This window comes from Psychrobacter sp. G, from assembly GCF_000418305.1.
GTDB classification, from domain to species: domain Bacteria; phylum Pseudomonadota; class Gammaproteobacteria; order Pseudomonadales; family Moraxellaceae; genus Psychrobacter; species Psychrobacter cryohalolentis.
The window spans coordinates 870,788-892,318 of sequence record NC_021661.1; the positions used below are offsets into that span (position 1 = coordinate 870,788).

Consider the following 21,531-nt stretch of genomic DNA (forward strand, 5'->3'; position numbering starts at 1 on the left):
TTACGATTGAGAATCTTATTAAGCCGCTTTTGATGCTACTCACATTCAATTTATCCAGATCTCAGCCAAAACAACCATCAAAATTATAGTTGCTGCTGAGGAGAATCAATAGCGGCATAAACTTCTGTGGTGCCGTCTTTATTAAGCTGCATTACTTTATAAGGCATGAATTTATCTTGATATTCCATACCGGGGCTGCCAACTGGCATACTAGGTACGGCAAGACCAATGGCTTGTATAGGAGGATTTTCTAAGAACTGAGCCATGTGTTTAGCAGGGACATGTCCTTCAAAGACGAAACCGTCGGTAGTAACGGTGGTATGACAAGAGCGCATTTGCTGAGGTACGCCATAGCGATCTTTGAATAAAGAGACATCTGCCACATCTTGCGCGGTTGCACTTAATCCATTGTCTTTTGCATAGCCTACCCATTCTTTACAGCAGCCACAGTTGGCATCTTTATAGACGGTCGCTGAGACGTTTTTGAGTAATGATGATGGGTCGATTGCAGGAGCATCTGCCGGAGCCGAACTTTCGTTTTGGACTTGTGCATTCTGAGTAGCAGACTGTTCAACCTTTACTGGTTGAGAATCAGGGACACTGGTAGTAGATTGGCTACAAGCGGCTAGTGTAAGGGGTAGTGCTGATACCGCCATCAATAAAAGGACACGACCGGATAACCAGTGATGTCCATTAGAAAACCCGTGTATGTAATGTCTCATCAAATCACCTTTAAGTGTCTATTATTATGCTCGATACTCTAAAAACTGGACCCTATATTTGTGGTCTTAACTAAAAACGTTAAATGCAGCACCGTACAGTACTGCATTGTTAATAACGATAACGTTTAGTGATGATGCTTCTATATACAGACAGGGTTAATGCTGCATTCCAGAACCATCTTCCGACATCTCCATACCCACACCCATACCATCATCCGACATATTCATATCACCATCAAATGACATGTCCATCATATCGCCATCTATCCGAGTGGTTAGCATCGTGTACTGAGCTTCATCTAATTCAGGTAGCGATCTGATAAAAGCGACCATTGCCCACATTCTATCGTCATCATGGGAGGCGCCCCATGCAGGCATTCCCGAAGCCATAATGCCATGTTTGATGGCCCAAAAGCTTTGCTTTGCACCGTCCTCAGTTTGATAACGTTTGACGATATCAGCCTTGGTAAAGTTGGGCGGCTTCGGATATAAGCTTTCGCTAAAGTCAGTTTGTGCCACTCCCGGAGACAAGTGACAGCCTGCACACATATCTTTATAGTCCGCGCCACCAGAGCTGATCATGTCAACCTGCTCTAAGTCTGGTACCACAATATCTTTACTGGCAGTTTGTATAGAACGATTGCGCGCAGTTTCTAAGAAGCTATACATCATTGGGCTATGCTCTTGGTCTGCACCCACGTTGACAATACCGCTGCTGACAACCGCAAACATCCCAACGATTGCCACAAATAAAGTAAAGAGCACACCCAATAAAAACTTCATATATTTTCCTAAAAACTTATTTCCGTTAATTTCTCTCTGCTATTAGAGAGGAGCTGTGAGTTAACAGAGCTGAAATTTTTAAGATTTACTGTCAGTAGTCACACAATGTTTTTGGTACATTTGCTTCATTTTGCTCATATTGGCCATCATGGCTTTCATAGCAGGGTCATTCATGTCCATCTTGCTATGATCCATTTTTCCCATCATTTGCATGTGCTTTTGCATCTTTTCACAGTTCATTTGATCTTTTTCAGCATGCATTTTAGGGTCATGCGCTAGAGCTGAGGTTGATACAACAAGAGCGATGGCAGTAATGGCGATTGATTTAGTCAGTGCTTTAAATTGCGACATAATTAATTCCTATTGATTGGATTAAGAGCTATTGAGGGTAAAGCAGTTAGACCAGCCCCAATGATACATTATTCATTCTGACTGGCACATGACATTAAGATTACAATATTGTCATCTTCACATATTGGGATTTCAATATCCCAAGTAATCTTTTAGTATTACTTCTCGCTATTATAATTTTTCACAAAATATTTCTCAGATTGCAAGTGTTGATCCTGATGCTGAACCTGACACGCGACTCTCGCATCGACATAACCTTTCATTTGCGCGCTAGAAATTTGTGCATCGTTATGATCTGCGTTCTTTGCAAAACTAGTAACCGCATCACAACTACTAAGAATAGAAGCATCTAAGTTCGTGCTGTGAGCATTGGCCGCTGACATACCAACTAACATTGATACTGAAAGTAAAGCTGCTTTTTTTAATGTACTATATTTTTTCATTTAAAACCCTTTGAATTCAAATAATAAATCATTTAAGTAAGATAATTGCCTAACTCATAGAAGCGGTCTATATCAGAGACAAGCTTTTATGTGGCGTTGATTTAGAATACTAAATAGAGGCTGACAGCGAGATGACACGGACATGACGTTTTTGTTAGAAACAAAACAATACTGTCATCTGCTTGTCATTAGCATCAAATGTCATTATCCGCTTTTATCCATAGAGCGCCGTTATAACAAGAACTTTTGATAAATATATAGATGATAATCTAACAACGTTAGTGATACGCTGTTGACAAATATAATGATATGAAGGTGGGCGACGATGAAAGTACTGTTAGTAGAAGATGAGCAAAAACTTGGAGAATATATTAAGAAAGGCTTAACTGAGGCCGGCTTCATCGTGGATCATTATATGACTGGTCTAGATGGCTATCATGCGCTAATGACTGAAGAATTTAGTGTGGTGCTGATGGATGTGATGTTACCTGACGTCAGTGGCTTTGAGCTGATACAGCGCTACCGTGCCGCTGGAAAGCATACGCCTGTTTTATTTTTAACCGCTAAAGATGATTTAAGTGATCGAATCAAAGGTATTGAAATTGGTGGCGATGATTATCTGACCAAGCCTTTTGCTTTTGCTGAGCTGATTGTTAGAATAAAAAGTTTGCTGCGACGTGCCAACCAATCGGACTATAAAAGCACAGTCATCCATACCGCTGATCTGAAAATGGATATTGCCAAACGCACTGTATATAGAGGCGATGCCCTTATCAAACTGACTGCCAAAGAGTTTGCTCTATTACAGTTTTTTCTAGAACGTCAAGGTGAAGTACTGCCACGTACTGTGATTGCCTCGCAAGTGTGGGATATAAATTTTGACAGCGATACCAATGTCATTGACGTAGCTATCAGACGTCTACGAATCAAAATCGACGATGGTTTTGACACCAAGCTGATTCACACAGTACGCGGTATGGGCTACAGGTTAGAGCCGCTGGCTGTAGGCGTGGGTGACGATGACAAAGATGATCCAAAATAAAATGAGATATAAATTTAAGAATCGACGTTGGCCGCTGTTATGGCGCACTGTTTTTTTACTGACCATATTTGTTGTCATCTCTCAAGTCATTATTTATATATGGGTTCAGCGCTCTGTTAACGAGCACTTTGAGCAAATGGACTCAGAGATCATTACTCATGCCGCGTTTAATTTGCGTAAACGTATGGTTGCCTTGGGCGAAGAAGTAGAGCCATTAACAGCTTCAAAGTCCCAATCACTCATTGATGACAATCACCTACATTCTTCTTGGCTAGATTATGATTTAAAAACGCTAATATCAGATAAAAACGGCAAATTATTATCCAGCGATCCCAGTAATTTCATTGATGATCTACCCGCCGATTTTAGCTTGTTACAACTATGGCAGTACTATCGCGATCAGCAGTTTATGATCAAAATCAATAGTAGACATTATCGAGCGATGGTCATTGCAAACCACGAGGCTTTGGCACTTATTGCGCTGCCTATCGATGTTCATCATCAATATCTCATACATTTTAATCGCCAGCTGAGCTTGATACTGATTGCGATCACACTATTACTGGTATCAATTGCCGCATTAAGTGTCTATTGGGGATTTGCGCCACTCGCAACTATCGTCCAAAAGATGAAGAGCATTAATCCTGAACAGTTACATGAAAGGGTGGTGGTCAGTAATATGCCCTTAGAGCTACGACCATTGGCTGAGTCTTATAACTTAATGATGGAAAAGCTGGAAAGTAATTTTGAATCGTTATCACGCTTCTCAGACAATATTGCCCATGAGCTACGTACTCCGCTGGCGACGCTTGGCACTCAAACCCAAGTGATGTTAAGTAAGCCTAGAGCGAGCCATGAATATGTTGAGCAGCTGCACCATCAGCATGACACCCTTGAGCAGTTATCTACGCTGATTAATAATATGCTGCTGCTAGCAAAAACACAAAAAGGGCTGTCTGACTCACAGCTCAATCAGATTGATACCGAGTCAATGTTCACTAAGCTTATTGATTACTATGAGCTAATCGCAGAAGATCGGAATATCTCTTTTGAAAAGACGGGCAACTTCCAAGCTGTGCTAGGAGATGAAAGCTTATTACAAAGACTGTTCGCCAATCTCATGTCAAATGCCATTTATTATGCTGCTAGTGACAGTGTGATTATTATTGAAGCCTCTAGTATTGAGATCCCCACTGCGCCTCATACTGTCACGAGTGATAAGCAAGATATGAGGTCGTCTATATTAAATCCTGCATCTTTCAAGGTAGTGATCACCAATCGCTTAGATCAACCATTGACTCAAGTAGAGGCTGATAAACTGTTTGAGCGCTTTTACCGTCATGATAAAACGAATACGATGCATTCGGGAACAGGCTTAGGCTTATCTATCGTGCAAGCTATAGCCAATGCCCATAATGGCAAGGTCAGTATTACTATAAAAGATGAGTCTTACTTTCAAGTCAGTGTTGAGTTGATGATGGCTAGATAAAGAAGTATCAAATAAGAAAATTCGAGCTTCTCGTCCCACTTAGTCAAATAATTAAGACTGTATTTAGATGTTATTGTTTAAGCAAATGTCGCCTCGATTATTTACGTAATTGAGGCTTTTTTCTGTCTAAAAATTCTCCAAGCATTTCAGCATCAGATTATTGACCACAGTAACAATATTTCTTCCTCCTTTACAAAATTAATATTCCTGACCATTTAGTCAGTTATTTTAATAAAATCATAAACTTAGATGATATCAATAACTTAGAGTACGTTTTTTACTGATATTTGGCGCTAAAATGCAGTTGTCAGCCCTTATAAAACATGCTTAACTGTTTCAAAGTGTTAATAATTGCTGCCGAAATCGGGATTACTGAAATAAGTTATTAAGAAAATCTTTGTAGTTTCAGCAGCATTGATGCTTGTTTTGATGACGTTTTATTTTTACTGAAAGCTAATAGCCTTTTTCCCTCTAGCAGTACGGGTGCGTTTTAACAGGAAGTTAAACCCCGTTTATAGCCATGATGGCAATGTTGCTAGGCACCAACGACTGTAAATAAAGGAATACTACTGTGCGTGATCATTCATCTATAAGCCTATCATTAATCACTAATAAGCTAACCTATGCGCTTGTTGCCATTGCTGCTTTAGGCGCTATGAGCAGCGCTCAAGCAAAAGTGCTCTTCACTGATACCAGTATCTCAGCGCTTTACGGTACTGATTATGAGCTAGTGCCTCAAGAAACCTTAACCACCGTTACTTTAGAGCATGCCTCGACCCATACATGGGGTGGTGTATTTTTCTTTGTCGATCGCCATCAAGGTAAAGAAAATGTGGCAGGTAAAGAGTTTAAGGAAACCTATGGTGAGCTTGCGCCCAAACTTAAGCTGGCAAAGTTTGATAACAGCTTTATCAAACAAGTCAATTTAGCGGGGCAGTACGAGTTTGGCTCAAACAGTAATGGTTTTAGTCAAGATAACTATTTGGTAGGTGTTGGCGCGGATTTAAATGTCCCTATTCCGGGTATGAAATATGCATCGGCATCGTTATATCATGCGTTTAATGATAAGGACAATGCTGATGATCAACAGATTACCTTAACCTATGGCTGGGAGAAAAATAACTTTGTCATAGATGGTTATGTTGACTATGCATTTAACAGCGAAGATGATTCTGTGAAAGATAATATCCATATCAATCCGCAATTAAAATACAACTTACAAGAAGTGTTGGGTATTGATAACCGCTTAGAAGTCGGTATGGAATATAGCTACTGGAAGAATAAATTTGGTAGTGACAAAACGCAGAATGCCGCGAGCGCTTTAGTGAAGTTCCATTTTTAAACAGTTATGGATTTTTAAATATGATTAATAAAGCCCTCATGCTAACTTTATCGGTTGGATGAGGGTTTTTTGTTATGTATGCAAAAAAGTCGAAAGTCAGATAGGCTTAAGAAGAAAATAAAGGTGCTAAAAAACCGAATAAATTTTAAATTTGACTCATGCGCTTATGGGCGCTGATAGAGTCGACTGACACTTGCAATCAGCGCCACCATGACCATACCCATTATGATAAGAATAGCAGACATCATGTGTGCTGCCTCGTAATTCAATGCTTCTACTTGCTCATAGATAGCAATGGAGACCACTTTGGTTTCCCCCGAAATACTGCCACCAATCATCAATACCACGCCAAACTCGCCAATGGTATGCGCAAAGCTGATTAAGCTGCCAAGGATGATACCGATTCGAGCTTGCGGTAATGCTACCCGTATAAAGCGTCTGAAACGGCTAGGTTCCAGTAAGCTTGCAACCTCCATGACACTGGTTGGAATGCGTAAAAATTGCGCGTAGACAGGCTGAACAAAAAAAGGCAATGAGTAAATGATAGAGCCAATGACCAGTCCTTCAAAGGTAAATACAAAGGCGCTGATATTGTATTGCAACAGCCACTTACCAATACCAAAATTGGGGCTTAACAGTAATAATAAATAGAAACCAATCACTGTAGGCGGCAAGACCAGCGGCATCGCAATCACGCCCATGAGCATAATTTTGATGCGCCCAATAATCTGACCACGACTCGGCTTTGCCAGCCAATAGGCTAATGGGGTTGCGAACACCAGCAAGCATAAGGTAGTGACACCAGCAAGCTTGATGCTCACCCACACAGGAAGCAGCATATCTGAGATAAGAGCAGGAGACATCATAACGTTACTGTTTATTTACCTTTTATCTAATAGCGCACTTGTACCATGTTATATAGAGCATCAACTATAAAGTACCACTTATCACATCCTTTTTTTTAAACATCATGATAAGAAAACACATTTATAACGATATTTAAAGCCTTATGCATAGCGGTTATAGATAAATTACCGAACTGCTAAATAACCAGCTCTAGAGAAGTAAGCTTGTCCTGTAGGAGAACGTAGATAATCCGTGAAATCTGCTGCATTTGCTTCATTAGTAATGAGTATGCCGTCTTGTAAGATAGCAGGATAAGATGTTGGTGGTAAGAGGTAGAAATGCTCAGGTATTGCTTTCATTGCTATGACTTGTGAGTGCGCAACAAAGCCATAGTCGACACTACCAGTATGGGCATATTGGAACGCTTGACCGATATTTTCCGCTTGGATAAGACGTTTTTGTGCTATTAGCGCGTCATATAGATTTTGCGTTTTTAGATAGGATTTTGCAGATGCACCATAAGGCGCAAGCTCAGGATTGGCAATGGTGATTTTGCTCTTATCATTGCTATTAAGTAGCTCAGTCAATGTGTTTTGATCGAATACACCGACAGCTTTGGTGGCACTATAAATGGACAGTTGCCCTTGAGTATAAGTAAAAGGCGTATGATTTGCATCACCTTTAAAAACCTCATTTAGCAGCTGCGCGGGGAAGTCTTGGTTGGCTGCTAAAAAGATATCATATGGTGCACCTGAGATAATTTGAGAATAAAGCTTACCTGATGAGGCAAAAGTGACTTCTATTTCTTGGTCAGGTAAACCCTTATCAGTTTTGTAGCCCTCAATAATTTCAGGCAATACGTCCGATAAATTGGCAGCTGCAGCGATACGGAGTATTTGACTTGACTCAGCGGTATTGTTGATCTCAGCTGGCAAGTCAGTACCTTTTTCTTTAGTACAAGCCGTTAGCATCAAGGCTAAGCAGACTGCTGCCATTCTTATATTCTTACCCATTATTGCTTAGCCATTTTGAAGAGTCATCTTGGTAGTATTCTTGCTTCCAAACGGGAATGTCCGCTTTTATCGTATCTAATATCCAGCGGCAGGCATCAAAAGCAGGATAACGATGGGCAGAAACTACCCCAACCCAAACGGCCACATCACCAATCTCTAAAGCCCCGATACGATGAATGGCAATAGCGTGAGTAATTTCAAAACGCTTTTTGGCTTCTTCGATAATGGCACGTCCTTGATTGAGTGCAAGTTCTTCGTAGCCATAGTAGGTTAAGCGGTTGACGCTACTGGCATTATTGTGATTACGTACACGACCTTCAAAGCATACGAAAGCGCCGCAACTGTCATCATCAAGGGTTTTCTTTAGTCGATTTTCATCAATGTCTGAATCTAGTAGCGCAAAGCCATCACGTTCAGCGATGAGATAAGCCTCATCGATGCTACGCTTAATGCTCATCGACTGCCCATGTACTTGGTCTGCCATATATTGTCTCTATTTATTATTCTTAAAATTTTTAGCGATACACATAAGCGTCTAAATACTATTAACCGCCTGCTACTGGAGTAATGAAAACCACGCTATCGCCATGATTAATCTCATCTGTCCACTTGGCAAAGTAATCGTTTACTGCCACACGCAGCTCTGACTGTGGACGGCTAAAACGATGCTTTTGGCGCAGTTGCTCGTATAACTCGGTTAATGACATAGACTGTGGCACGTTTACTTTTTCTTCATGACAATTGGCTTCATCGGCTAAGCTGGCAAAGTATAAAACGGTGATATTCATCGTCGTATTTATATCGTCACTGCTTTCTATTAAATCGCTCATAGAAGTCTCCATTATTTATTAATTGCCAAGCTTTATATCTATCATATCGCTATGGCGTATTTACACATGTTGATAGTCAGATTTGCCGCCCGTCTTATTCATCAGATGGACGTTATTGATGATGATGTCGTGAGAGATGGCTTTGGTCATATCATAGATAGTTAGGCAAGCGACGCTGACGGCTGTCAGTGCTTCCATTTCTACGCCGGTTTTATGCGTAACTTTGACAGTAGCAGTGACAGTAATACTATTTTGACTATCGTCGTATTCAAAATTTAAACCAATCTTATCTAATGGCAAGGGGTGACAAAGTGGAATCAGGTCATGGGTACGTTTTGCAGCCATGATACCTGCGATATGAGCGGTCTGCGTGATACTGCCTTTTTTGGTCATACCATCAGCAGCTTTGATTTGCTCATAAATTATCGCAGGGAAGATCACTTGTCCCTGCGCACGTGCTTCTCTTGTCGTCGCTATTTTGCCACTCACATCGACCATGGTGATATCACCGTCGCTATCTAAATGCGACAAGGCAGTTTGAATGGTTTTTTGACTGCTGATATTCATTTATCATTTCTCTTAAATGGCTAGTTTCTCTCAGTAAATCTTATTATATGTTACGTAAGGCAATACAGGCACGCTCAAAATCTTTAGGCGTATTGAAATTGGTAAGACATTGCCAATCCTCTGAAAACGTTACAGGCTGCACAATTGGCTGAATAAATTTCATTACTTGGCGCTGCCCATTGTCAATATAATGCTTCAAATCCGGCTCAATACTTAAGCGATAAATACCTAACAATGGAGATAAATGATGCTCATCGGTAAGACAAATTACCGACTTATCTACAGCTTGCGTTATATAAGGTTGTAGTTTTTTCCATAAATCGGTTACAGCAATCAAGCTATCACAGCTAATAACCATCAGCCAAGATGCGTACGAATTTGCCGCATTGGTTGATTGCATAATCATTGAGCTGGTCAAATATTGTAATGCCGCCTCTATGGCGACCAATGCGCCGCCGGTTTCGATCTGTTCATTGTCATTACTAGCAAAATCGTCAACCGAAAGGTAATCAGTGATATGAATGATGGGCACTTGCGGGTTATTCAAAATCAAATCTGGATTGATACCAAAACCACGACCATTATCTGCAATTATAATAGGCGCATTATAAGCAGTGGCTGCGCTTAGTTTAAGCGCTTGCCTGACATGATAATCAAGCAATTGCTCATTGGTTGGTAGCATCAACTCAGCTTTAGGCGAACCCATACGTTTGGATGCACCGCCTGCTAAAATGACGATACCTGCTAAGCGATTCAAGTGATCTATATCGCTTGAGCTATTTACACTTTTTAAGGTATTTACAGCATCTGTCATGATTAATCGTGACCGGGGTTGGTACGCATAAAGTGCGGAACAAAATTGCATGGGCGCGTACGGCTATCCAGCTGCTCTTGTAAGATGCCTTCCCAAGCAGTACGGCAAGCACCTGATGAGCCGGGTAAGCAAAAAATACCTGTACCATTTGCCATACCAGCTACAGCACGAGATTGGATGGTAGACATGCCAATATCATCTTTTGATATTAAGCGAAACATCTCGCCAAAACCATCTACTGACTTGTCAAACAAGACGCTAACTGCCTCTGGAATGCTGTCTCTAATATAAAATCCCGTACCGCCAGTGGTAATCACTGCATGAACATTTGGGTCCGCAATCCAGCCGCTGACAACGGCTCTAATCTTATAGATATCGTCGGTAATCAGTTGACGATCAGCAAGCTGATGCCCTGCTGCGGTTAACTGATCGACCAGATATTGTCCTGAGCTGTCTTCTGCCATCGTACGACTATCAGAAACCGTTAAGATGGCGAGATTAAGTGGGGTAAAGGGTGCTTGCAGCTTGCTCATGAATGTTCCTTGATAAATAGGCTTATTATGAAAAATATTGCTGATAAATAAATTAACCACCAATCATCGACAAGTTATTCATGATGCCACTGTTCGAGTCATGAAGATGATGGTGCTCAGGTTTAATGGGCATAAAACTATGTAAAGTACTGACCAGTCCTGCAACATCATCTTGCTGCAAATGCTCACGAATGTCGTAATTGCCTTGATCAAATAAGCACAGATGCACCTTGCCTTGACTGTTAACCCGCAGGCGATTACAGCTGTCACAAAAATGGGCTGCATATGGGGCAATCAGTCCGATACGCCCTTTATAATCAGGATGACTGTACTCAATTGCTGGACCGTCGTTACTGCCGCGTTCATGAGTTTGCCAGCCGTCTTCTATCAGATAATTGGTAATGATGTCGGTTTGCGCATGCTGAGCAAAAAACAAATCGCTGTTGTCACTGGTCTGCATAAATTCAATAAAGCGATAAGTGACTGCTCTATCTTTGACATAATCAATGGCATTCATTAAGTTTTCAAAGGCAGTTTCAGCCATCAGAATGCTGTTTATTTTAAGCTTAATATCGGTGGTTGCCAGCAAGGTATCCATATCAGCCAAGAGTTGAGGCAACATATCAAAGCCAGTCATCTTGTGGAAAGTAGCGGCATCAAAGCTGTCCATACTGATATTAAGCTGATTTAGTCCGGCTGCCTGCCAACTAGCCAAGTGCTTACCAAGCTTATAACCATTACTGGTCATGGCAACGGTTTCAATGCCTTCAGTGTTTTTGATTGTTTTAATAATGTCTACCACATCACGGCGTATAGAAGGTTCACCGCCCGTAATCCTGACTTTTTTAGTGCCAACTTGGGCAAATCCGCGGATTAACGTAGCAATTTCAGCGACACTAAGCTCATCTTGGGGAGGTTTGCCTTGATAGCCATTGGGCAAGCAATACTCACAGCGAAAATTACAGAAATCAGTAATCGATAAACGCAAATAGGTCAAACGTCGTGCAAAGCCATCTGTTAATGGTTGAGCTAGGTTAGCTGCAGAATCAGTAGACAAAACTGCCAATTTCGATGGTAAATGATCATCAAAAAAAATAGATGCAGCAGTAGGCGAATACAGTTGAGCATTTCCTACGGTGGGGGCAAGATGGTTCATAGATGATTACCATTAATATAAAATATAGTGTGTACTTTTAAGCGTTGCCTCAGGTTGTGAGTGAAATAGGCTATTCAGGTATAAATATGACCGAGTAACTACAAATAAAAATCAACCGTCATTCAATTAGTGACTAAAACCAGAGTAGCAGTTAGATAATAAATGTTAAGTTTCACGCGGCCTATAGCATAGAGGTTTATTCACTGTATCATTTTTAAGCGACATTCACTATATCCAAGGGAAAGGTTGCACTTGTACGGCTTCGCCAGCGGCTACATTGCCAGAATCTTGTGCCAATACAATAAAGCAATTGGCATGGCTCAGCTGTTTGATACGGTGTGATTGTTGTTTGGTAAAGCTTTCAACGTAAAAACTGCCTGCTTCATCTTGGGTTAAAAGGCCTCTTTGGAAGTCCTTACGACCCGCTGATTTTTTCACATCGTTTTTAAGTGTTGCCATGACTGTTAATTGCATAGGTCGCTCTGAATGAGACGCGCCTGCCATTTGCCACAAAGCAGGAATCACAAACTGTAGCGTACCAACGACCGTCGATAGTGGATTACCAGGCAAACCAAAATATAAGACAGGCTTAGCAAGGTTTTGTGTCAGCTCACCAAAGACAAACGGTTTACCAGGTTTCATCGCGACTTTGTAGTGATTAATCTTGCCCAATTGCTCAATGACGGTGGTCAAAAAATCATAATCACCAACGGATACACCAGCGGTAGAGATCAGTACGTCACACTCTTGCATGGCTTGAGTGACAGCAGCCGTCGTTTTGTCTAAATCATCAGGGATAATCCCATAATCTTGAAGAGCTATTGGTAAATCAGAAAGCAGGCTTTTAAGAGTGGGGGTATTAGAATTATAGATTTGCGCCAAACTTTTAAGCTCATTGCCAATCGCCACTAGCTCATCGCCTGTCGCGAATACACCAACGATTAAAGGCTGATAGACGTTGACTTTATCCAAACCCAAATTCGCCAGTAAGCTGATATCAGCAGGATTCAGCCGCTTACCTTTAAATAAAACGGCTTCTCCCGCTGCAATTTCTTCGCCTTGTTTGCGAATATGGTCATCAGACTGAGCCGTTTGGCTAAGGATGATTGAGTATGGCTTTGATTTATCAATGCTGCTTTTTATCGCGGCAAAATTGGTGTTTTCTTGCATGATAACGGTATCACATTCATCAGGTACGACCGCACCAGTAAAGATGCGTACTCCTTGACCTGACTGGATATCACCATTATAAGGGCTACCAGCTTGCGATTCACCGATGATGGTGATGGTAGTATTTGTTGCAAGCTTGCTACTTTTAGCAATCGCATAACCATCCATCGCCGACAGGTTCTGTCTCGGTACCGAAAAAGGTGAGACGATATCTTCAGCCAGTATGTGATGACAGCTGTCTAATAAATCGTAGTTAGCGACGGCTCTTTTATTAAGCGGATAGTCGTTATTATTATAATTCTCTACGCGCTGCTGTATCTCAGCTACAAGCCCTTCAACCGTAATCATAACCTTGTACTCATCTTATTAATGTTGAGCTATATATAGCATCAGACATACTTTATACCATAAGAATGACATGGCTGACAGGGATTTCATAAGCGGAGTCGTAAGATATGATTGAGGTTATGCGTTAGAAAATAAATAAAAATAGAGCAGATTTTAATATCAACTTACCGAGATAGTTTTTTTATCGCTTGCTGGAAGAGAACGATGCAGAAGCTTCAAAAAACCATCCCAGTAATGCTATTTGTCATTAACAATTGCTTATAACCTTAAGCCAGTTCTATACTCATTTTGGGACCAAAGGGTTCGTAATGAATGTTATCAAGGACCTGGTCAAGGATGATCAGGCTATCAATAATGCTTTCCATAAAAGGCATGGAACCACAAACATAAATATCAGCAAGTTTAGGCAAATTGCTAAGCCAAGCTTCATCAAGAATCTGCCCAGACTCAAAGTAAAAAATGTGCTTTTCTACGTTTGTCGCAGTAGCCAATAGTTTATTAACTTCACTATCAAAAGCATGATGCTCTTGGTTTTGGCAAGCATAAACCCAAACGATAGGACGTTTTGGATTGGCGGTAACTTGAGCTTCTAACATGGATAAAATAGGTGTCACGCCAACGCCAGCACTGATCAGCACCAAGGGAATATCGTTTTGCTGTACCAAATCTTGGTCTAGCTCAAAATCACCAGCCGGTGCCGACAATAAAACCGTGTCACCGACGGTTAGATGATCATGTAAATAATTAGACACTAGACCATTATGCTCATTGCGATTGTCACGTCTAACTGCAAATTGGATACCTTGATCGCTATTGGCTGAGTATAAAGAGTAGTGACGCAGAGCAATATGTTCGCTTTCTGCTGGGTCTGTTTTTACAGTAATGTATTGACCGGCAGACAGTTTAATCTTGCTTAAATCGATAGTCTGATTGTTTACTGAATGGTCATTTACCGGGACGACGGTAAAGGCGGCGATATCAGTTGCTGCTTCTACTTTTGCCGTTACTATAAACGGTGCAAAGCCTTGCCACATTGCTTGCTCATACATACCATGCTCGATTTGGATAAATATCGAGGCAATCTCATCATAAGCTTCTGCCCAAGCCGTAAGGATATCGTCAGTTGCTGCATCACCCAACACTTCCTTGATGGCAGCAAGCAGATGCTTGCCAACGATAGGGTAGTGCTCTGGCAGGATCTGTAATGCGCGATGTTTATGGCTGATTTGCGTCACTTGCGGCAATAACGTCGCTAAGTTTTCTAGATGTTTAGCCGCTGCCAAAACTGTCATGGCCAACGCAGTCTGTTGACGGCCAAGTTTTTGGTTGGTTTCATTAAAAATATCAAGTAGTTCAGGATGCTCATGAAACATATTTTTATAAAATACAGTAGTAATCGCGGTCCCATACTCTTCGAGTACCGGTACCGTTGCTTTTACGATTGCTAATGTTTGTAGTGACGCCATTGTGGATCCTTTAGTGATTATTCACATTGATAGTATTTAGTGATTTAAGATTAATGAACGAAATTAATAACGATAATCAAGCTTTTGAACCGTTTGGATGAGTCGATAAAATGCAGTGACTCAACACTTAAAAGTCGAGTTGTTCACCGATATTATAAGATTCATTTTAAATGAATCTTATAATATATTATCTTTGTTCTAATATCAATGATGCAATACTATTATGCTGATTCCTTTTGGCAACATTTCTTTATCAAAATCTAATTTTGCTTTGGAGGTGAAGAGGCTCACTTATGCAAAGTCCATATACATAAATCATTAGTTTTAAAACGCTACGGTTCATTAAATGGGTGGCACAAAAAAGCCCTGTTAGGTACAGGGCTTTTTTTATTAAGCGATAGATAACTTCTTTATTTAAAATAGCACTTTAGACATTTTTGCCGTGTTGCTTTTGCTGAATGTCTTTAGCTAAGTTGTAGCATTCATTGATATGGTCAGTAGCAATCTTCTTAAAAATCATATAGCCCATAGTACCTGCGACCAGTTGACCACCAAGTGGGATAAACTTGGTCACTTGCTTAGCAGCGATACGACCACCAAAGCCTTGCACAGTCTTTTTAACGATACCACGAGTTGCCATTAAACCTGCAAAGTCAACGGTACGATCTTTTAGCGCACTCCAGTGAATAGCGCGTGACTCTAAGTCTACCGCTGCTTGGCGATCTTCGAGTAAACCAAAGCGCTCACTGATTTCAGGTAACAGCATCGTCAGCATGCTAGCGTCAATTGCCACATCAAAAAATGGTACCGGAACGATAGCAACACCAGCAGAGATTCTGGCGCGCTTTTTGACCATGGCGATACATTCTTTTTTGACTTGTTCAAGATTTAAGTTTGGATCAATCGTATTCGGTAGTCTTTCAGCTAAAGGGGTCGTTTTCATGAAATATCCTTAAAATAGATAAAAATAGCAATTAAAAGAAAAAAATAAAACATCAAACATGGAATAAATAACAAGCAACTGCAGTGTTTATAAGATGCCTACCATTTTATGTATTTATAAACGCCATACAATCGCTGCTTTGTAGCAAAATGCTGAAAAATAGGGGTAATCTGCACCGTTTTTGTAAATGAAGCCATACGCTAAAAATAGAAGTTTAGAAATAAATACATTGTCTAGGTGCGCTAAAATTATTCTATAAGTTACGTGATGATGGATGTATAAGCAATCTTTAACCTTGCACCGACATGCCAAAAATTACCTCTAAATTAATATTGTGAGCACTTACTAAAGCCAGTAGAATAGCTTCATGCTAAATTTAACTCCCCGTTATACCAGCACTCGCATTGACGAGTTGCCCGCCGCGTTGCAACCACTTGCCGCCCAATCACTGACGCTTGCTCGCCTATATGCCGCTCGCGGTATTATGCAGCCAGATGAGCTTGAGACTCAGCTGGCTGGTTTGCTGCCTGCTGAGCAGCTAAAAGGTATCATTGAAGCGGTAGATCTAGTAGATATCGCTATTGATGACAGTCAGCGTATTCTGATCGTTGGTGACTTTGACTGTGATGGCGCAACCAGTACGGCGCTTATGATGCGCGCCCTGACTGCCATGGGTGCCAAGGTTGATTTTCTAGTGCCTGACCGTTTTAAATACGGTTATGGGTTGACGCCAGAGATTGTCGAATTGGGTATTAAAACTTATCAACCGCAAATGATTGTCACGGTAGATAATGGTATCTCAAGCCATGAAGGCGTGGCGCGCGCGCAGGCTGATGGCATTACTGTCATTATTACAGACCATCATCTCACCACCAAAGAGACACCGCCTGCTGAAGCGGTAGTCAATCCCAATCAGCTTGATTGCACTTTTGCTAGTAAAGCTTTGGTAGGTGTTGGGGTAGCGTTTTACGTACTCGGAAGACTGGCAAAGCTGCGCCGCGATGCTGGCAAATCTACCGTACAAGTCAGTCAATATTTGGATTTAGTGGCGCTTGGTACGATTGCTGATGTGGGCGTACTTGATAAAAACAATCGTATTTTGGTCCATCATGGCTTAGCGGCTATTCGTCAAGGACGTGGCTCTCTTGGCATACTAGCGTTACTCGAGCAAGCGGGTCGAGATCCCAAAAAACTACAGGCGCAAGATTTTGGTTTTGTCTTGGGTCCACGTATTAATGCGGCTGGGCGTATGGATAATATGCGCATCGGTATTGAGTGCTTGCTAGCAGATGATTGGGCAACGGCGCAGCGATTGGCACAAGAGCTTGAGCAGCTTAATCGTACGCGTCGCCAAGTAGAAGGTGAGATGCGTACGCAAGCGGATAATATCGTCCAAGCATTAGCTGCTACTAATATAAGTATTGAAGCGGATGTTGAAGAAAGCGATGATATTATCGTTCAGCATAGGCTTGAGAAGAAGAGCCCTAATACCCGCAGTATTGTGTTATATCAAGATGACTGGCATCAAGGTGTTATCGGTATCGTCGCAGGACGTTTGAAAGAAAGCCATTATCTGCCGAGCATTGTCTTTGCGCCCGCAGATACTGAACGTACAGGTGCTGAAGATGCCATCAAAGGCTCAGCACGTTCTATTGCTGGCGTGCATATTCGTGATGCCATTGAACAAGTTGCCGAGAGCCATCCTGATTTAATCAGTCATTTTGGCGGTCATGCCATGGCAGCAGGACTGACGTTGAAACGAGGTAACTTTGATGCCTTTGTGACAGCATTTAACGCGGTGCTGGCACAGATGGAGGATGAGGTATTCGCTGAGCAAAAATTCACCGATGGTGCTTTGCAAGCAAGTGATTTTAGCTTATGGTTTGCTGAGCATCTTGCAGAGTCTAGTATTTGGGGACATGGGTTTGCGCCACCGATATTTGATGGGGTGTTTGAAGTGTTGAACTTTAAAGTGTTAAAGGATAAACACCTTAAACTGTCGCTACGTTATCCTGATGTACAGTATCCGATTGAGGCGATTCAATTTAATTTTGATAGCAGTGCTTGGGATTACCGTGCCGAAAAAGTACATATATTGTTTGAGCTGGACATCAATGAATGGAATGGTAAACAAAGCTTGCAGTTAATGATAAAAGATTTGGCGCTGGTAAAAGAGACGGTCGAAGCGAACTAGAGGCTTAACGGTACAGATAGTAACTGCGCTAATAGTCGCTAAGCGTCAATATTTCTATGCTTTAATATTTCCATTCAATGGTCGGAAACTGCCAATCATAGCGAATAGCAAGCATGCGTAAGGTAAAAATCGTTGCCATTGCTGAGATATCAGCAATCCAAGCGGTCACGCCAATATGGTGTAGCGCAAAGTAAAGGATACCACCTGTTAAAGCGGCGGTGATATAGATCTCTTGCTGTAGCACCAGCGGAATTTCATTGCAGATCATATCGCGGATGATACCGCCGACAATAATCGTAATAACCCCAAGTAATAGCGCCACCGGCATATTTGCGCCCATACTATCAGCCACCTTTATACCGATTAAGGTGAAGGCTGACAGACCAATAGTGTCAGAGAGTTTAAGAAATGTATCAACGCGTCTAGAATTGGGGTGAAAGAATATCTGCATCACCAGTGAAGAGATGGTAATAACTGTCAAATAGCTCATATCTACCATCCAAAACAGTGGGTGACGATCCAAAATCACATCGCGCACCGTACCTCCGCCGATAGCCGTCACAATCGATACCAGCAAGCAGCCGAACACGTCGAAATTTTTATGCTTAGCTAATATCGTCCCTGAGATACTACAAGCGACAATACCAATCATATCGAACAAATAAATCAGTGAGCGCGGATTAAAAGTAGTAATCAAATCCGAATCTAAGGCAATAATGGGCATGAGTTATTCTCATTAAAGCACTGAGATTACAGTGCTACTAGTTTCTTCGCTCATCGTAAAAACTGGCTAATCTGTTAATCGATCAAACGAATGGAAGGCAAGTGCCAATCGAATTTTAATGCCAGCATACGTATGGCAAAGATGATAAATAGCATTATAAATTCGTTTATTGTCGCGTCTAGCCCCCAGTAGTCGAGCACCAAATACGCCAATGAGCCTGCAATACTGGCAGTGATATAAATCTCACGCTGTAGTACGAGCGGAATCTCATTACAAATGATATCACGCAATAAACCACCAATAATGGCTGTCCAAACCCCCATCATAATAGCAATCATTGGCGCTATATCTTGCGTCAATCCCACTTTAAAGCCAATCACACTGAAGGCTGCTAGACCAATAGCATCAAAGAACTTAAGCGCGTTATCAATTTTATGATACAGATGAAAAAACATTTGCAAGATAAGAGAGGTAGCAGTAATCACGATGACGTAATTGAGATCTGTCATCCAAAATAAGGGGTGGCGATCAAGTGCCATATCCCGTAGTGTACCACCGCCGATAGCATTGACCAGTGCAACTAATATGCAGCCTGCAATATCAAAACCTTTATGCTGCGCGAGCAATGTGCCAGCGATAGCACAGGCGATGATCCCAACCATATCCAACACATACAGCAGGATATCGGGGAAAATAAAGTTATTTATCATCGCTATATTTGAGCCTTAACCATCTTTGGCAAATAATATCAGTCCCAGAATGATGAGCGCAATACCCACCAAGCCCAGTGTAGAAGGAAGGGCATTATTCAGTAATAACATGCCGCCAATTAAAGCAAATATTACTTCACTGGCCTGGGTAGAATCTACGCCTGCCACCTCACTCGATGTCACCGCTTGCTCACGGGCATATAAAAATATACTCGTCGCCGCCACACCTGCGAGTACTGCTACCAGTAACGTATTAAAAACCTGTGTGGTCGCCGGTTGCTCAGGACGTATGATTAAGCCTAATAATAACCAAAACGGCAAACTACCGAGGGTCATTAACCAGACTTTATTAAAGGCATTTTGTAATAAGGTTGTTTCAATCGCAGGAATGCGCGCGATGAGATTTTGTAAGCGTGACGCAGCTTGTCTATCGATAGGTAGGATAGGGGCTTCGGTAATGATGCGTTGGGTATGAGTGTCAATGTTATCATCAGTGTCATTTGGCTGAAGATTATCACGAGCCTGTTGCTGCTCAGCACTGTGTTTGCGCGAATTATGAGACACTTGCCAAACCAGCTGATTGCCAATCGGATAACTGAATGCTGCAATCAGTGCAGGCAGCGCGCCATATAGTAGCATATCAGCCATAGGTACGGTATCAGCGAGAGTGGATGCATGTAAGCCTTCACTGACATTGACCATCACTACGCCGATAAAGACCAATAAAGCATAAATGATAAATTTCTTATCAAATCTTTGCCCAAATGCCACCAATACCAATAAACTTGTCACCACCGTAAACATAAAGGTTGCTGCAACCACCCAGCCTGCAACGTGGTCGCCAGCATAGCAAATACCCGTATAAAATACGCCAAAGCCGATACTGCCGGTGATACACCAAAATCGCCAATGCTGAAAGAAGATAGCGCTCAATTCTCTAATACGTCCAAAACCATGCTGCATCGCAATCAGGACAGTAATGATGAGCCACATAAATAAATAGCGTAGGCTAGCTGACCAAAACCAGTGCCCGCCGTCACTGCTCATCATCTCATTTAAAACAAAGGTGGAGCTAAAAAACGCGCCCGCTAATAAGCCCAATAAAATGAGTTTGACCATAGCTGTCCCTTTCTTCCTTGGCTTGCTATTTATTTGAGAATCCATTCAGATTTTAGAGACTATTTGCCCTTGGCATCCGCCCAAATAATCTTATGTAGTTGCAATTGAAAACGTACGGGTAGGGCGTCGGTTAACATCCATTCGGCAAGCTCACGTGCGAGTACTGGCACTTCTGGGCTATTATCGTTTGCCGTATCTTCATGTGCCACATTAAACATCGGTGAAAACCATACCGTACCGACCAAGTCATTTAGCTTATAGTCGATAAGCTTTGCTTTTGCCCAGTCATAATCGGTGCGATTCATGATGACAAATTTTATTTGGTCATGTTGAGTGAGGTAATCGAGGTTTGACCAAAGATTCTTATCAACTTCACCTGAGCTTGGAGTTTTCAAATCCATCACTTTGCTGACCGCTGGCGGGACGTTTTCGACCGTCAGAGCCCCTGCCGTTTCAAGAGAAATCTCATAACCCTCATTTAGCAGACGCTTCATCAATTCAATAGCGTTAGGCTGGGCTAAAGGCTCACCACCGGTTAAGCAAATACGCTTGCAAGGGAAGCTGGCAATAGTCGCCATAATAGTCTCAAGCGACTGACGTTCGCCGCCACTAAAGGCATATTCGGTATCGCAGTAAACGCAACGTAGCGGGCAGCCGGTTAAGCGTACAAATATCGTTGGTAAACCTGAAGTCAGTGCCTCACCTTGCAAAGAATAAAAAATCTCCGTCAAACGTAACCCTGCTTCAGGGTCAGTGACAGGGATGGCAGCGGTGCGTAAAGATAACTCACTCATAATATTTCAAATACAGTTAAGGATTGATTGTGCCATCGAGCACATATCAAATAAAAAAGGTTTAATAATCTGTTTAATGCTCGGAAGTTCAGCGCCCAAACAAGACAAAGATTATAACGTAAAGTCCTCTAT

Annotated in this window: 23 protein-coding genes; 4 read left to right on the forward strand and 19 right to left on the reverse strand. The window is 41.7% G+C overall.

From position 1 onward, the window contains the following. Positions 1 to 83 precede the first annotated feature (83 nt). The 4 genes from PSYCG_RS03735 to PSYCG_RS03750 form a co-directional block, all read right to left on the reverse strand. On the reverse strand, positions 84 to 722 hold the full coding sequence (locus PSYCG_RS03735; RefSeq protein WP_041772227.1) for a DUF411 domain-containing protein: 639 nt from the start codon (positions 720 to 722) through the stop codon (positions 84 to 86). A 156-nt stretch (positions 723 to 878) separates the two neighbouring features. Then, a complete protein-coding gene (locus PSYCG_RS03740) occupies positions 879 to 1,505 on the reverse strand; it encodes a c-type cytochrome (RefSeq protein ID WP_020443007.1) in 627 nt (208 codons plus the stop codon). Between the two features lie 78 nt (positions 1,506 to 1,583). Continuing rightward, entirely contained in the window at positions 1,584 to 1,856 is a 273-nt protein-coding gene (locus tag PSYCG_RS03745; RefSeq protein WP_020443008.1) for a hypothetical protein, read from the reverse strand. Positions 1,857 to 2,014: 158 nt separating this feature from the next. Further along, complete coding sequence (locus tag PSYCG_RS03750; protein ID WP_020443009.1) at positions 2,015 to 2,299, reverse strand: hypothetical protein; 285 nt, start codon at positions 2,297 to 2,299, stop codon at positions 2,015 to 2,017. 325 nt (positions 2,300 to 2,624) lie between these two features. On the opposite strand from PSYCG_RS03750, the gene PSYCG_RS03755 reads away from it, so the two are divergent. The 3 genes from PSYCG_RS03755 to PSYCG_RS03765 all read left to right on the forward strand — a co-directional run bounded on the left by PSYCG_RS03755 (position 2,625) and on the right by PSYCG_RS03765 (position 6,172). After that, positions 2,625 to 3,341 (forward strand): heavy metal response regulator transcription factor, encoded by a 717-nt coding sequence (locus PSYCG_RS03755; RefSeq protein WP_020443010.1) that lies wholly within the window; start codon positions 2,625 to 2,627, stop codon positions 3,339 to 3,341. A gap of 1 nt (position 3,342) precedes the next feature. Further along, complete coding sequence (locus tag PSYCG_RS03760) at positions 3,343 to 4,830, forward strand: ATP-binding protein (RefSeq protein WP_041772469.1); 1,488 nt, start codon at positions 3,343 to 3,345, stop codon at positions 4,828 to 4,830. A gap of 571 nt (positions 4,831 to 5,401) precedes the next feature. Beyond that, entirely contained in the window at positions 5,402 to 6,172 is a 771-nt protein-coding gene (locus tag PSYCG_RS03765) for a DUF5020 family protein (RefSeq protein ID WP_020443012.1), read from the forward strand. A gap of 164 nt (positions 6,173 to 6,336) precedes the next feature. On the opposite strand, the gene modB is transcribed toward PSYCG_RS03765, so the two are convergent. The 11 genes from modB to PSYCG_RS03820 all read right to left on the reverse strand — a co-directional run bounded on the left by modB (position 6,337) and on the right by PSYCG_RS03820 (position 15,858). Next, the gene (gene modB, locus PSYCG_RS03770; RefSeq protein ID WP_011513055.1) at positions 6,337 to 7,038 is read right to left on the reverse strand and encodes a molybdate ABC transporter permease subunit; all 702 of its coding nucleotides are present in this window, start codon (positions 7,036 to 7,038) and stop codon (positions 6,337 to 6,339) included. A gap of 165 nt (positions 7,039 to 7,203) precedes the next feature. Continuing rightward, complete coding sequence (modA, locus tag PSYCG_RS03775; RefSeq protein WP_041772229.1) at positions 7,204 to 8,031, reverse strand: molybdate ABC transporter substrate-binding protein; 828 nt, start codon at positions 8,029 to 8,031, stop codon at positions 7,204 to 7,206. Then, a complete protein-coding gene (locus PSYCG_RS03780; RefSeq protein WP_011513057.1) occupies positions 8,024 to 8,515 on the reverse strand; it encodes a molybdenum cofactor biosynthesis protein MoaE in 492 nt (163 codons plus the stop codon). The genes modA and PSYCG_RS03780 overlap by 8 nt, the downstream gene beginning before the upstream one ends. 61 nt (positions 8,516 to 8,576) lie before the next feature. After that, positions 8,577 to 8,861, reverse strand: coding sequence for a MoaD/ThiS family protein (locus tag PSYCG_RS03785; protein WP_020443014.1), 285 nt, complete (start codon positions 8,859 to 8,861; stop codon positions 8,577 to 8,579). A gap of 60 nt (positions 8,862 to 8,921) precedes the next feature. Continuing rightward, positions 8,922 to 9,428 carry a cyclic pyranopterin monophosphate synthase MoaC gene (gene moaC, locus PSYCG_RS03790; RefSeq protein ID WP_020443015.1) on the reverse strand — a complete coding sequence of 169 codons (507 nt, stop codon included), beginning with the start codon at positions 9,426 to 9,428 and terminating at the stop codon, positions 8,922 to 8,924. Between the two features lie 43 nt (positions 9,429 to 9,471). Then, positions 9,472 to 10,242 (reverse strand): molybdenum cofactor guanylyltransferase, encoded by a 771-nt coding sequence (locus PSYCG_RS03795; protein ID WP_020443016.1) that lies wholly within the window; start codon positions 10,240 to 10,242, stop codon positions 9,472 to 9,474. Positions 10,243 to 10,244: 2 nt separating this feature from the next. Beyond that, entirely contained in the window at positions 10,245 to 10,775 is a 531-nt protein-coding gene (gene moaB / locus PSYCG_RS03800; RefSeq protein ID WP_020443017.1) for a molybdenum cofactor biosynthesis protein B, read from the reverse strand. A gap of 52 nt (positions 10,776 to 10,827) precedes the next feature. Further along, positions 10,828 to 11,931 carry a GTP 3',8-cyclase MoaA gene (gene moaA, locus PSYCG_RS03805; protein ID WP_020443018.1) on the reverse strand — a complete coding sequence of 368 codons (1,104 nt, stop codon included), beginning with the start codon at positions 11,929 to 11,931 and terminating at the stop codon, positions 10,828 to 10,830. Positions 11,932 to 12,159: 228 nt separating this feature from the next. Further along, entirely contained in the window at positions 12,160 to 13,449 is a 1,290-nt protein-coding gene (gene glp / locus PSYCG_RS03810; RefSeq protein ID WP_020443019.1) for a gephyrin-like molybdotransferase Glp, read from the reverse strand. Between the two features lie 266 nt (positions 13,450 to 13,715). Then, positions 13,716 to 14,915, reverse strand: a complete 1,200-nt coding sequence (locus tag PSYCG_RS03815) for a globin domain-containing protein (protein ID WP_020443020.1) — start codon at positions 14,913 to 14,915, stop codon at positions 13,716 to 13,718. Positions 14,916 to 15,342: 427 nt separating this feature from the next. After that, the gene (locus PSYCG_RS03820; RefSeq protein WP_020443021.1) at positions 15,343 to 15,858 is read right to left on the reverse strand and encodes a hypothetical protein; all 516 of its coding nucleotides are present in this window, start codon (positions 15,856 to 15,858) and stop codon (positions 15,343 to 15,345) included. Positions 15,859 to 16,225: 367 nt separating this feature from the next. On the opposite strand from PSYCG_RS03820, the gene recJ reads away from it, so the two are divergent. Then, positions 16,226 to 18,052: a single-stranded-DNA-specific exonuclease RecJ gene (recJ, locus tag PSYCG_RS03825; RefSeq protein ID WP_020443022.1), complete on the forward strand. Its 1,827-nt coding sequence runs from the start codon at positions 16,226 to 16,228 to the stop codon at positions 18,050 to 18,052. A 61-nt stretch (positions 18,053 to 18,113) separates the two neighbouring features. Here the strand turns inward: recJ and PSYCG_RS03830 are convergent, their stop codons facing one another. The 4 genes from PSYCG_RS03830 to queE all read right to left on the reverse strand — a co-directional run bounded on the left by PSYCG_RS03830 (position 18,114) and on the right by queE (position 21,399). Continuing rightward, positions 18,114 to 18,776 (reverse strand): trimeric intracellular cation channel family protein, encoded by a 663-nt coding sequence (locus PSYCG_RS03830; protein ID WP_011513071.1) that lies wholly within the window; start codon positions 18,774 to 18,776, stop codon positions 18,114 to 18,116. Positions 18,777 to 18,850: 74 nt separating this feature from the next. Then, a complete protein-coding gene (locus PSYCG_RS03835) occupies positions 18,851 to 19,486 on the reverse strand; it encodes a trimeric intracellular cation channel family protein (protein ID WP_020443023.1) in 636 nt (211 codons plus the stop codon). Between the two features lie 15 nt (positions 19,487 to 19,501). Further along, positions 19,502 to 20,605 (reverse strand): multidrug resistance efflux transporter family protein, encoded by a 1,104-nt coding sequence (locus tag PSYCG_RS03840; RefSeq protein ID WP_020443024.1) that lies wholly within the window; start codon positions 20,603 to 20,605, stop codon positions 19,502 to 19,504. Between the two features lie 59 nt (positions 20,606 to 20,664). After that, positions 20,665 to 21,399 carry a 7-carboxy-7-deazaguanine synthase QueE gene (gene queE, locus PSYCG_RS03845; RefSeq protein WP_020443025.1) on the reverse strand — a complete coding sequence of 245 codons (735 nt, stop codon included), beginning with the start codon at positions 21,397 to 21,399 and terminating at the stop codon, positions 20,665 to 20,667. Positions 21,400 to 21,531 lie beyond the last annotated feature (132 nt).